This is a genomic window from Roseobacter ponti (assembly GCF_012932215.1).
Taxonomy (GTDB): Bacteria; Pseudomonadota; Alphaproteobacteria; order Rhodobacterales; family Rhodobacteraceae; genus Roseobacter; species Roseobacter ponti.
On the sequence record NZ_CP048789.1, the window covers coordinates 89,247 to 100,942 of the forward strand.

Annotated in this window: 13 protein-coding genes; 11 read left to right on the forward strand and 2 right to left on the reverse strand. The window is 61.2% G+C overall.

Annotated elements, in window-relative coordinates; translation table 11 throughout:
• Positions 1-36 precede the first annotated feature (36 nt).
• The 11 genes from bchL to G3256_RS19120 all read left to right on the forward strand — a co-directional run bounded on the left by bchL (position 37) and on the right by G3256_RS19120 (position 9,198).
• Entirely contained in the window at positions 37-936 is a 900-nt protein-coding gene (bchL, locus tag G3256_RS19070) for a ferredoxin:protochlorophyllide reductase (ATP-dependent) iron-sulfur ATP-binding protein (RefSeq protein ID WP_169642586.1), read from the forward strand.
• 29 nt (positions 937-965) lie between these two features.
• Positions 966-1,679, forward strand: coding sequence for a magnesium protoporphyrin IX methyltransferase (gene bchM / locus G3256_RS19075; protein ID WP_169642603.1), 714 nt, complete (start codon positions 966-968; stop codon positions 1,677-1,679).
• Complete coding sequence (locus G3256_RS19080; RefSeq protein WP_169642587.1) at positions 1,676-3,106, forward strand: MFS transporter; 1,431 nt, start codon at positions 1,676-1,678, stop codon at positions 3,104-3,106. The genes bchM and G3256_RS19080 overlap by 4 nt, the downstream gene beginning before the upstream one ends.
• 22 nt (positions 3,107-3,128) lie before the next feature.
• Positions 3,129-3,896: a photosynthetic reaction center subunit H gene (gene puhA / locus G3256_RS19085; RefSeq protein ID WP_169642588.1), complete on the forward strand. Its 768-nt coding sequence runs from the start codon at positions 3,129-3,131 to the stop codon at positions 3,894-3,896.
• A 109-nt stretch (positions 3,897-4,005) separates the two neighbouring features.
• Positions 4,006-4,665 carry a photosynthetic complex putative assembly protein PuhB gene (puhB, locus tag G3256_RS19090; protein ID WP_169642589.1) on the forward strand — a complete coding sequence of 220 codons (660 nt, stop codon included), beginning with the start codon at positions 4,006-4,008 and terminating at the stop codon, positions 4,663-4,665.
• Positions 4,666-4,669: 4 nt separating this feature from the next.
• Positions 4,670-5,137, forward strand: coding sequence for a photosynthetic complex assembly protein PuhC (gene puhC / locus G3256_RS19095; RefSeq protein WP_169642590.1), 468 nt, complete (start codon positions 4,670-4,672; stop codon positions 5,135-5,137).
• A 19-nt stretch (positions 5,138-5,156) separates the two neighbouring features.
• A complete protein-coding gene (locus G3256_RS19100; RefSeq protein ID WP_169642591.1) occupies positions 5,157-5,453 on the forward strand; it encodes a hypothetical protein in 297 nt (98 codons plus the stop codon).
• Positions 5,450-6,568 carry a magnesium-protoporphyrin IX monomethyl ester (oxidative) cyclase gene (gene acsF, locus G3256_RS19105; protein WP_169642592.1) on the forward strand — a complete coding sequence of 373 codons (1,119 nt, stop codon included), beginning with the start codon at positions 5,450-5,452 and terminating at the stop codon, positions 6,566-6,568. Before G3256_RS19100 ends, acsF begins: the two co-directional genes overlap by 4 nt.
• A 100-nt stretch (positions 6,569-6,668) precedes the next feature.
• Positions 6,669-7,502: a putative photosynthetic complex assembly protein PuhE gene (puhE, locus tag G3256_RS19110; protein ID WP_169642593.1), complete on the forward strand. Its 834-nt coding sequence runs from the start codon at positions 6,669-6,671 to the stop codon at positions 7,500-7,502.
• On the forward strand, positions 7,492-8,706 hold the full coding sequence (gene hemA, locus G3256_RS19115; protein WP_169642594.1) for a 5-aminolevulinate synthase: 1,215 nt from the start codon (positions 7,492-7,494) through the stop codon (positions 8,704-8,706). Before puhE ends, hemA begins: the two co-directional genes overlap by 11 nt.
• A 72-nt stretch (positions 8,707-8,778) precedes the next feature.
• Positions 8,779-9,198: a c-type cytochrome gene (locus G3256_RS19120; protein ID WP_169642595.1), complete on the forward strand. Its 420-nt coding sequence runs from the start codon at positions 8,779-8,781 to the stop codon at positions 9,196-9,198.
• Positions 9,199-9,270: 72 nt separating this feature from the next.
• On the opposite strand, the gene G3256_RS19125 is transcribed toward G3256_RS19120, so the two are convergent.
• Both G3256_RS19125 and G3256_RS19130 read right to left on the reverse strand, forming a co-directional pair.
• Positions 9,271-10,446, reverse strand: a complete 1,176-nt coding sequence (locus tag G3256_RS19125; protein ID WP_343044397.1) for an acyltransferase family protein — start codon at positions 10,444-10,446, stop codon at positions 9,271-9,273.
• Between the two features lie 68 nt (positions 10,447-10,514).
• Positions 10,515-11,192: a hypothetical protein gene (locus G3256_RS19130; protein WP_169642597.1), complete on the reverse strand. Its 678-nt coding sequence runs from the start codon at positions 11,190-11,192 to the stop codon at positions 10,515-10,517.
• Between the last annotated feature and the right edge of the window lie 504 nt (positions 11,193-11,696).

Genomic DNA, 11,696 nt, shown 5'->3' on the forward strand with positions numbered 1-11,696 from the left:
AAGCCGGGGTGTGCGCCCCTTTGAAAGGAACGAACCATGAGCCCGTTGGACAGAACACCTCCCGCATTGCGCGGCGCAGACGGCGAGGGATCGGTGCAGGTGCATCAGGACGAGAGCGCGAAAATCGAAGGGGCGAAGGTCTTTTCGGTTTATGGCAAGGGCGGGATCGGCAAATCCACGACCTCCAGCAACCTGTCGGCGGCATTTTCGATGCTGGGTAAGCGGGTTCTGCAGATCGGATGTGACCCCAAGCATGACAGCACTTTTACGCTGACCGGTACGCTGGTGCCAACGGTCATCGATATTCTGAAAGAGGTGGATTTCCATCCTGAAGAGCTGCGCGCTGAGGATTTCGTTTTTGACGGGTTCAACGGCGTGAAATGTGTGGAGGCCGGCGGGCCGCCTGCCGGAACCGGATGTGGCGGCTATGTGGTCGGCCAGACGGTGAAGCTGCTGAAACAGCACCATCTGCTCGATGACACTGATGTGGTGATTTTCGACGTCCTGGGTGATGTGGTCTGCGGCGGGTTTGCCGCCCCTTTGCAGCATGCGGACCGGGCGCTGATCGTGACGGCCAATGATTTCGACAGCATCTATGCGATGAACCGGATCATTGCCGCCGTGCAGGCCAAATCGGCCAATTACAAAGTGCGGCTGGCTGGCTGTGTCGCCAACCGCTCGAAGGATACCGACGAAGTTGACCGGTATTGCCGCACGGTGGGCTTTAACCGGATTGCGCATATGCCCGATCTGGATGCGATCCGCCGGTCGCGTCTGAAGAAGAAAACGCTCTTTGAGATGCCCGATGACGAAGAGGTCGTGCAGGTGCGCAAAGAATACATCCGTCTGGCGGAAACGCTGTGGAACGGGACAGAGCCGCTGGCCCCTGCCCCGCTGCCCGACCGTGAGATTTTTGAGCTGCTTGGATTTGACTGATGCGTGACGAGGTGACCTTTCCTGAGACGATGGCGCCACCGGCGACCGGCAAAGGGCCGGACGCGGGCTATGGTGCCACGCTCGGACGGGTAGAGGAGTATTTCGATCAGACCGCGACCGGGACCTGGGCGCGGCTGACCTCGGATGCGCCTGTCTCAAAGATCCGTCAGACCGTACGCGAAGGTCGCGACGCCATGCGCGCGCTGATGCTGAGCCGGCTGCCTGACGACCTGCGCGGCGCACGGGTGCTGGATGCCGGCTGCGGTGCGGGGCAGATGACGGCGGAGCTGGCCGCGCGTGGCGCTGAGGTGGTGGCTGTCGATATTTCTCCGCAACTCGTTGATATTGCTGAGATACGTCTGCCGCCTGAGTATCGCCGCAAGGTCACCTTTACCGCCGGCGACATGCTGAGCCCGGCGCTGGGGCAGTTCGATTACGTGATCGCGATGGACAGTCTGATCTATTACACCGCGGCGGATATCGGCACCGCCCTGACCGGTCTGGAAAAGCGTACAGCCAGCGCGATTGTCTTTACCGTGGCGCCGCGCACACGGTTGCTGATGACCATGTGGTATGCCGGCAGGCTCTTTCCGCGCAGCGATCGCAGCCCGGTGATGGTGCCGCATGCGCATGAGCCGCTGGCCCGCGCCGCGAAGGCACAGGGGTTGCGCCGCACATTGCGCCCCGTGGACCGGATCACGTCCGGCTTTTACATCAGCCAGGCCCTGGAGGTGCGCGCATGAGCAGCCGCCTGCAAAACCTGTCGCTCCGGGCCATGCCCTTTGCCGATGCTGCCAGCCCGGATCTGCCGATGGCGCAGCTGCTGCGGCTGTCGCTTTTCCAGGTCTCGGTTGGCATGGCCTCGGTTCTGCTGCTTGGCACGCTGAACCGGGTGATGATCGTCGAGCTTTCGGTGCCGGCGATGGTTGTGGCGCTGATGATTGCGCTGCCGGTGCTGATCGCCCCTTTCCGCGCGCTGCTGGGCTTCCGCTCTGACACGCACCGTTCCGCGATTGGCTGGAAACGCGTGCCTTACATCTGGTTCGGCTCGCTGTGGCAGTTCGGCGGGCTTGCCGTGATGCCCTTTGCGCTGCTGGTGCTGGGCGGGGATGTTGTGCACGAAATCCCCTTTGCCGGTGAAGTGCTGGCAGGTCTGGCCTTTCTGATGACCGGTCTGGGTCTGCATATGACGCAGACGGCTGGCCTCGCGCTGGCCTCTGACCGTGCGACCGACGAGACACGACCCCGCGTTGTGGCACTGCTCTATGTGATGTTTCTTGTCGGCATGGGGCTTTCGGCAGTGATCGTCGGCCTGCTGCTGCGTGATTTTACCTCGCTGAAACTCATCCGTGTAATTCAGGGTGCGGCGGTTGCCGGCATCGTGCTGAACCTTATTGCCCTGTGGAAACAGGAACATGTGCGGCCCATGAGCCGCGCCGAGCGCGAGGCCCCGCGCCCGAAGTTCGCCGACGCCTGGGCTGATTTCATGAACGGCGGCCAGGCCGGGCGCCTGCTGGCCTGTGTCTTTGTCGGCACCATGGCCTTCAATATGCAGGACGTGCTGCTGGAGCCTTACGGTGGCGAAATCCTCGGCCTGTCGGTCTCGGCCACGACGCTGCTGACGGCGCTCTGGGCCATCGGTGCGCTGGCGGGCTTTGCACTGGCCGGCGCGCGGCTGGCCCGCGGCTCCAACTCTTACCGGCTTGCCGGTGGTGGCATCCTCGCCGGCATCTGGGCCTTTTCCATGGTCATTTTCGCGGCTCCGATGAATTCACCGGCCCTGTTTTTCGCCGGGGCGGGTTTCATCGGCTTTGGCGGCGGGCTTTTCGCGGTCTCAACGCTCACGGCGGCGATGACCATGCCCGCGACCGGCACGGCGGGCCGCGGTCTGGCCCTTGGCGCCTGGGGGGCTGCTCAGGCAACTGCCGCCGGCCTCTCCATCGCGATCGGCGGCGGGCTGCGCGACTGGGTCGGACATGCCGCCACAACCGGCCAGCTTGGCGAGGCGCTCAACAGCCCTGCCACCGGTTATTCATTCGTTTACCATACCGAGATTGGCCTTTTGTTTGCCACGCTCGTGATCCTGGGACCCCTCGTGCGCCAAAGCGGTCCCCTCACCCCGAAGGAGACCGGCACCGCCCCCATGGGCCTTGCCGATTTCCCAACATGACCCCGTTTCAGGAGGAAACAACATGACTGGAACATTCTTTGGCGAAGTCGACCTTGCGAGCGTTACGCTCTGGTTATTCTATATTTTCTTTGCAGCACTGATCATCTGGATTCAGCGTGAAAACATGCGCGAGGGCTATCCGCTCGAAGATGACGAAGGCAATAAGTCATCCAACCCCGGGCTCTTCCCGCTGCCTGCTGACAAGACCTTTAAGCTGCCGCACGGCCGTGGCGAGGTTACCGTTCCCAGCGGTCAGGCGCCCGAGCGCAAGGACATCGCGATGAAACGCACAGGTCCCGGCAACGGCTATCCGCTGGAGCCGACAGGCGATCCGATGCTTGATGGTGTCGGCCCTGCGTCCTGGGCCCCGCGCCGCGATGCACCCGAGCTTGATGGTCACGGCCATCCCAAGATCGTGCCGATGTCCGGTGCCGAAGGCTTCCATGTCGCAGCCGGTCGTGACCCGCGCGGTCTGCCCGTCGTGGCAGGCGACGGCGAGATCGTCGGCAAGATCACCGACATGTGGCTCGATGAGCCGGAACAGCTGGTGCGCTATCTTGAGCTGGAACTGGACAGCAAATGGGGTTCCGGCACGCGTCTGCTGCCGATCACATTCGCCAACATCAAATCGGACCGGGTGAACGTGCATGCGCTGCATGGCAAACACTTCGCCACGGTGCCCTCCATTGCGAGCCCGCGTCAGGTGACGCTGCTCGAGGAGGACAAGATCTCGGGCTACTATGGTGGCGGCAAGCTCTTTGCCGGCAACCGCGCCGAGCCAAAGCTCTGAGGCATGATGCCTCCTGCGTCATACCGGGTGAAGCCTCCGGGCCTTTCGGGGTCCGGACCGCTCCGGGGGCCGCACACTGAAGACACGAGGGAACAGGGAGATATTCGCCATGTCTCAGGCTAACAACACACATGCAGGTCAGCATGATGATTTTGAAATCGAGCCCGTTGAGGGGCTTCCGGAAAAACCGCCCGCAGGGGAACAGATCCTCTGGCAGGGCCGGCCCGACACATGGGCGCTCGCCAGTGGCGCGCTGTCGCTGAAGTGGATCGCGGGGTATTTTGCCCTGCTCACACTCTGGCGCTTTGTCTCCGTGGTCGATCTGCTGCCTTTCGGCCAGGCCATCGGGGCCTCGGTGCCCTTTGTGCTGCTGGGGGTCGTGGTCTGCGGTCTGCTGCTACTGGTGGCTTATGTTCAGGCGCGCGCCACCATGTATACCATCACCACCTCACGCGTTGTAATGCGCATCGGGGCGGCACTCACGATCACCGTGAACCTGCCCTATACCCAGGTCGGCAATGCGATGCTGGATCTGCGCCGTAACGGCACCGGCACCATCGCGCTGGAAACCATGGGAGACACAAAGCTGAGCTATCTGGTGTGCTGGCCGCATGTGCGCCCCTGGCACATGAAACGTGTGCAGCCGGCGCTGCGCTGCATCCCTGAGGCTGAGAAGGTCGCCGGAATTCTGGCCGAGGCCGCACAGGCACGCATTTCCGTGCCACAGGTCTCCCGCGCGCCTGCCGGCGCTGCTGTGGCGGCGGAGTAGCCTGATGGTCACGCAAACCCGCCCCCGCATTCACGCCCGCAGCGAGGAACTCGTGCCGCTCATCCTGGTGCGCACCATGTTCGGCCTCGTGGGCCTTGTGCTGCTCATTGTGACACTCGCGACGCTCGCCGGACGCGAGCCTGACAGCAAACCGCCCGCCGGCAAAATCCTCACCGAACGCGCCATTCACCTTTCAGGCGATGCCTCCGGTGCGGCCCGGGTGCTGGACGCCTCCGGCACGCTGCTGGCCGATTTCCCGTCCGATAAGGGCGGCTTTGTCGCCGGCATCGAACGGGTGCTGGCACGCGAACGCGCGCAATCGGGTGCGGACATGAGCGCCCCCGTTCTGTTACAACTCAGGGAGGGCAACCGCCTGTCCCTTTACGACCCCGTCACCGGATGGTCAGCCGAGCTTATGGGCTTTGGCGCCACCAACACCCGCACCTTCGCCAGGCTGCTGGAAAAACCTTAATCCCGAGGAGGAAGCCACCATGGGACTATTTACGAAAGACACTGAACGTGCCCCCTGCACGGTTGAGATCAGTCACAAATTCGAAAGCCTGCACGCGCATGTGCGCTTCAACAACGGCGCCGTCATCTGGCCCGGCGATGAAGTGCAGGTGCATGGACCTGAGATCATGGCACCCTTCGGCGAAATCGTCTCCGAGGACCGCGAGGCCACGATCCACCGCGCGAGTAAAATCGAACGTCTCTGGACGCGTCTTACGGGCGATTTCGAGGTCATGGAGCTGTGCGAGTTTTCCTTCTCCGAGGAGGTGACGCTGTGAACGTTCAGACAAAACACACCGCTGACATCACCGATGCCGAAGAGAGCCTGAAGCTGCAGGAAAGCCAGCAGATGGTTGTGGACAGCACTGCCGCCACCGAAGTGGCGATGCAGAACACCCTGCTGACGCCGCGCTTTTACACCACGGATTTCGACGAGATGGATGCGATTGACGTCTCGCCTATCCGCGAGGAGTGGGACCAGTTGATCGCGCAGATGGTGGCAGACCCTAACAAAGGCCATTTTAAGAAAAACGACGACTGGGACACGGTCGACTGGGAAAACATGGACCCGGAGCTGAAGAAGGAATTCATCGATTTCCTGATCAGCTCCTGCACGGCCGAGTTTTCGGGCTGTGTGCTCTACAAAGAGATGAAGCGGCGCGGCAATAACAAAGATATCACGCAGCTTTTCCAGCTGATGGCGCGCGACGAGGCACGCCACGCGGGCTTTATCAATGACGCGCTGCGCGAAGCGGGTGTGGCGGTGAACCTCGGATTTCTGACGCAGAAGAAGAAATACACCTACTTCCGCCCGAAGTTCATCTACTACGCAACTTACCTGTCGGAAAAGATCGGCTATGCGCGCTATATCACGATCTTCCGGCACCTGGAGGCGCATCCTGAGCACCGGTTCCACCCGATCTTTAAGTGGTTCGAGGAATGGTGCAACGATGAGTTCAGCCATGGCGAAGCCTTTGCCCTGCTGATGAAAACCGACCCGAAGCTCACGCGTGGTATTAACGTATACTGGATCAAGTTCTTCCTCACGGCGGTCTATTCCACGATGTATGTGCGCGACCACCAGCGCCCGGCGTTCCACAAAGCCCTCGGCGTGGATCCGGACTGGTACGCCCATGAGGTCTTTACCAAAACCAGCAAGCTCACAGAGCAGATCTTTCCGATCACGCTGGATATCGAGCACCCACGCTGGCAGCGGCAGCTTGAGAAGATGCAGAAGGCCAATGCGGATCTGGCTGTTGCAACAAAAGAAGGCCGCTTCTTTGCCAAAATCGGCGCACAGGCCCGTGCCGTCAGTGCCTTTGTGGCGCTGATCACCATCCCCGCGAAAAAGCATGCCGTGCCGGCCGTGACCCGCCTGGAGCCTGCATATTGAGACATGAGCCCGGCATAACGGCTCAATGCGCCACCACAGACGGGCACCCGGGCCATACGAGGCTCCGGGCGCCCGGTCTCCCCACGGGGAGACATGCCGCGTGACGTACTGGACCCCTGCCCTCTTTGCCCTTTTCGCCTGGTGGTTCTCCACCGGTGCGATCCTCTGGGTGGTGAAGTCGGCAGATCAGGGCGGCCTGCCTGCCCGCAGACGAGCGGTGCTCTGCGGTCTGCCGTTTCTGGGGCTGGGCGTCGCGGGCTTCTGGGTCACGCTCTTCACCAATGACGCGCTGAGCGTCACAATCGCCTTCGCCTCGGCGCTGGCGATCTGGGGCTGGATCGAGCTTGCCTTTCTCACCGGCATCATCACCGGGCCGAACCGCAACCCCCTGCCCGACCATGTGCCCGAATGGGAGCGGTTCATCCGCGCCTGGGGCACGCTGGCCTATCACGAGATGCTGCTGGTCGCCACGCTCATCACCATGTTCCTGGTGGGCTGGGATCATGTGAACCCCTTCGGCATGTGGACTTTTGCGGTTCTCTTTTTCGCCCGCATCTCGGCCAAGCTGAACCTCTTTCTCGGCGTGCCCAAGATCAACGTTGAATTCCTGCCGCAGACGCTCGCCCATCTGCCCAGCCATTTCCGCCACCGCGCGATGAACTGGCTCTTTCCGGTCTCCGTCACCGCGCTGACCTTTGCCGTCGCCTGCTTTCTGGAACGGATCGCGGCGACCTCATCGCCCGGGGCTTCTGCAGGCTTTGTGCTGCTGACCGCGATCACCGCACTGGCGCTTTTCGAGCACTGGATGATGGTGCTGCCGGTGCCCGACGAGAAACTCTGGCGCTGGATGATCCCGGCGCCCAAAACCGACTTCACACCAAAAAACGACATAACACCCACAGGGAAAACAGAAGGGGGACATCATGGACTTTGATGCACTGTTCCAGTCACAACTCGATGCGCTCAAAGAGGATGGCAACTACCGCATCTTCGCAGAGCTGGAACGCAAAGCGGGCGCCTTTCCGCGCGCGAAATGCCATGACGACGACAGTCCCGACCAGGTGACCGTCTGGTGCTCGAATGATTACCTCGGCATGGGCCAGAACCCCGAAGTGCTGCAGTCGATGAAAGATGCGATTGACCGCCATGGTGCCGGTGCCGGTGGCACCCGCAACATCTCGGGCACCAATCACGCCCACAAGCAGCTTGAAGCCGAGCTTGCCGATCTGCACGCCAAAGAAGACGCGCTGCTTTTCACCTCCGGATATGTCTCTAACTGGGCGGCTCTGAGCACCCTGGGCGCACGGATCCCTGACTGTGTGATCCTCTCGGATGAGCTCAACCACGCCTCGATGATCGAAGGCATCCGCCATTCCCGCGCCAACAAGGTGCTCTGGCGCCACAACGATCCCGAGGATCTCGACCGCAAGCTTTCGGCCCTTCCCGCGAACGCGCCCAAGATCGTGGCCTTTGAGAGCGTCTATTCCATGGACGGCGACATCTGCCCGATGCAGGAGATCGTCGAGGTCGCCGAAAAGCACGGTGCGATGACCTATCTGGATGAGGTGCACGCCGTGGGCCTCTATGGTCCCCGCGGCGGTGGCATTTCCGAGCGCGAAGGGCTGCAGGACCGCATCACCCTGATCGAGGGCACCCTGGGCAAGGCTTACGGCGTCGTGGGCGGCTATATCACGGGCTCTGAGGCGCTTTGCGACTTTATCCGGTCCTTCTCGTCGGGGTTCATCTTTACGACCGCCCTGCCCCCCGCTGTGGCCGCCGCCGCGCAGACCTCGATCCGGCACCTCAAGGAAAGCGATACAGAACGCAAACTGCAGCGCGAGCGGGTCGCCTATCTGCGCAAACGGCTCGATATGGAAGGGATCCCGCATATGGAGAACCCCAGCCACATCATCCCGGTGATGATCAAGGACCCGGTCAAGTGCCGCATGATCGCCGATTATCTGATGCAGCAGTACGGGATCTATGTGCAGCCGATCAACTATCCCACGGTGCCAAAAGGCACCGAAAGGCTGCGCTTCACGCCCGGTCCGCTGCACAGCATCGACGATATCGAACATCTGGTTCTGGCGCTCAAAGAGCTCTGGAAACAATGCGCGATTTCCCACGCAGTTGCCTGAATTCGCGGCAATGTGACTGTTGACTCTCTGCGTTATCTCCTACGTTGTTAGGCAGCAACTGAGGAGATAACGATGAAACGCACATTTGCAGCACTTATTGCACTGAGCTTCGCCGCACCCGCCTTCGCTGAAGGCGATGCGGAAGCCGGCGAGAAAGAATTCAACAAATGCAAAGCCTGCCACATGATCGTGTCGGACGATGGCACCGAAATCGTAAAGGGTGGCAAAACGGGCCCGAACCTTTACGGCATCATCGGCCGCCAGGCGGGCTCCATCGAGGACTTCCGCTATGGTGACGATCTCGTCAAAGCCGGCGAAGAGGGCCTCGTGTGGGATGCCGCACAGCTGACCGAATACGTCACAGACCCCCGCGCCTTCCTGCGCGAATACCTGGACGATTCCAAAGCCAAATCCAAAATGGCCTTCAAACTGAAAAAGGGCGGCGAAGATGTCGCGGCCTATCTTGCCTCGGTGGCCCCCGCTGAGAGCTGATCACAGGCTTATCTGAGACACTGAACCGCTGCCCCCCCCGGGGCGGCGGTTTTTCTTTGTCCTGTGAGCCCCTCAGAGCGTCTTACGCGTTGCATTCAGCGGCACTGACCCGATGGGGCGCAGGCCGAGGATCAGGCGTCTGCTCCAGTCGCTGCGGGCCGCCAGAAGGTGTATCAGGCACGGCACGACGAGCCCTGCCACAAGCCCCAGCACAAAGTGCAGCGACAGCGCGTCGACCTCCAGATACGTCAGAGACCGGCTGACGGCCGCAGTGCCAAATGGGTGGTAGAGAAAGATCGTGAAGGAAAAGACCGCAAGGCGGTCAAGCAGTGCAACTCTGGGAAAGAGCAGTTGCGCCAGCAGAATGATCCCGATCCCCTGCGCGAGGCTCTGAGCATCAAAACGGATCTGCGACAGGTGACCCGTCTCCTGATAAAATGCTATGTTCATTGCCAGCCCGATGCCAAAAAGGCCCAGAGCGACCGGCACGATGATCTGTTTGCGGGCCGCGACCCAGGCATGGTGCCGGAAGAGCAGCATACCGAGCAGGAAATAGGGTGCCAGATACACCGCGCCGTCGATCATCAGATACTGCAGCGCCGGAAGCGGCAGCGCGCTGCGCACCAGCGTCAGACCCACTGCCCCCGCAAAGAGCAGCGCAGCCGCCCGGTATCTGAGCAGGGCATCCAGACCGCCCACCACCAGAAAGATGATCAGAATCGCCTGCAGAAACCAGAAATGCCCCATTGAAAGCAGGACCGCCGACAGCGGATCGGCCCCATAGGCAAACCCGTTCTTCAGCACCAGATTGCAGATCACCAGAAAAATCACCGACGCGGCGATGCCCGGCAGGACAATGCGGTAAAACTTGCCGGTGCAGAACCCGGAGATGTCACTGAGCAAGAGCGGGCGCAGCGCATAGACAGCACCTGCGATGAAGGCAAAGAGCGGCATGCGCACATCGATCAGCCCGTCGGCAAACATCCGCCAGACCGACGGGTATCCGACCTGCATGCCGCCCGTTTCGCTGGCGCCCACCACGTGAAACGCTACCAGAAGGGCGGTCGCGAAATATCGCAACGTGTTCACATTGTGTAATGCAGCCTCAGGTCGCACGCAAAAACAGTCCCTCGTTACACCAGACGAGGAAACATCATACCCTGGTCTGAACAGATCATCACTGTACGAGGTGAGTGCGCAATCCTGTGCGCGAAGTAAATACACGTTTTGCGCACAGATTTTCAGCACGGGTCAGTGCGCGCTCGCCCCCCGCCTGGTGCTCCCACTGTACAAGCTTTCACCCCGGGGACCGTCTGTCAGGTTACAATCCGCACCTCGGACACATCCGCATCCACCTCGCGGCACGCGGCAAGCACACGGCCCGCCAGATGCGTCTGCACATAGGCTGCGTGGAACCGCGAGGGCGCGCGCAGGGTGAGCCGCCCCCCTGCCCTCTCCACACGCTGGAGCGCTGCCAGCCAGGATGCGTAGGTCCCGGTGTCCTCGGCATGCAGCACGGCCTGCGCCAGCGCCCATTCGGTGCCTGTGGTCAGATCAGGTGCCTGCACCGTGCCGCGCACCGGCAGCGGCACAACCTTCTCCACATCATCGCCCGCCATGCGCAGCTCGAAATCAGGCCCTACACAGGGCCATTGCGCGCTTGTGTCCCCGAGGATCCGGTCGATGCCCAGCCGGTATTCGGTGACCCGCCCCCGGGCACCCTGCCGCTTTACCGTGAGCCAGGCGCGTGCGCGCAGGAGCGCCATCTCGCGTTTGACGGTGCGTTCATCCACGGACCACAACCGCGCAATTTCGCGCTGGCCCACTGCAAGTTCATCGCGCGACCAGTTATATCTTGCGGTGATCAGGGTCATCAGCCTCAGCACGCGGCGCTGATCGTGCTTCCCCTGCGCCAGAGCAAAAGCGCCCAGAGCGGTCAGCAGATCGTATTTGCGTGCAGAGGCTCCACGACCCACAGGTTTGGTGGAAAACATTCTCTGCCCTTGATGATATGATGCACGGATCCTCAGGATCCTGTGCTGCCTCAGATGCGAACCGGTTTTCCGGTTTCTTCAGACGATGGCGGCGATGCCCCGCCGCTTTTCATCGCTCTTACCTGATTTGCGTCCTAAACGCCGATTCTGTCAAGTCTTCGCTGAAATATGCCGGTTCTGATCTGTGAATTCAAAAGAATAAATCTGGTTTAAAGGTATTGGGTGACATTCAGGGTGTCCCCTAATGAGGCGCTTCTGTCCCCCAATGGGCTGAGGAGGTCCACGATCTGTCCCCCTATATTTTGTGCACGCCCCTGGCAGAGGCGGGCCCTGCAGAGAATCACAGCACCCCCGTTCTGTCCCTTACAGATAAGACCCTGGGAGTTGCGTGGAAAAAAACTCCCGTCAGGATATTCTCTTTTGCCTTTTTCTCCAAATCCGCGTAAATCTGAAAAAAACAAGAATTAGCGTCCCCGCGGGGACAGGCAAAGAAACAGGTAGCAG

Excerpts from the sequence above, each read along its gene's own strand:
- G3256_RS19120 (WP_169642595.1), top strand. The coding sequence starts at position 8,779 with ATGAAACGCACATTTGCAGCACTTATTGCACTGAGCTTCGCCGCACCC.
- puhA (WP_169642588.1), top strand. The coding sequence starts at position 3,129 with ATGACTGGAACATTCTTTGGCGAAGTCGACCTTGCGAGCGTTACGCTC.
- G3256_RS19130 (WP_169642597.1), bottom strand. The coding sequence starts at position 11,192 with ATGTTTTCCACCAAACCTGTGGGTCGTGGAGCCTCTGCACGCAAATAC.
- puhB (WP_169642589.1), top strand. The coding sequence starts at position 4,006 with ATGTCTCAGGCTAACAACACACATGCAGGTCAGCATGATGATTTTGAA.
- puhC (WP_169642590.1), top strand. The coding sequence starts at position 4,670 with ATGGTCACGCAAACCCGCCCCCGCATTCACGCCCGCAGCGAGGAACTC.
- bchL (WP_169642586.1), top strand. The coding sequence starts at position 37 with ATGAGCCCGTTGGACAGAACACCTCCCGCATTGCGCGGCGCAGACGGC.
- G3256_RS19100 (WP_169642591.1), top strand. The coding sequence starts at position 5,157 with ATGGGACTATTTACGAAAGACACTGAACGTGCCCCCTGCACGGTTGAG.
- hemA (WP_169642594.1), top strand. The coding sequence starts at position 7,492 with ATGGACTTTGATGCACTGTTCCAGTCACAACTCGATGCGCTCAAAGAG.
- G3256_RS19080 (WP_169642587.1), top strand. The coding sequence starts at position 1,676 with ATGAGCAGCCGCCTGCAAAACCTGTCGCTCCGGGCCATGCCCTTTGCC.
- bchM (WP_169642603.1), top strand. The coding sequence starts at position 966 with ATGGCGCCACCGGCGACCGGCAAAGGGCCGGACGCGGGCTATGGTGCC.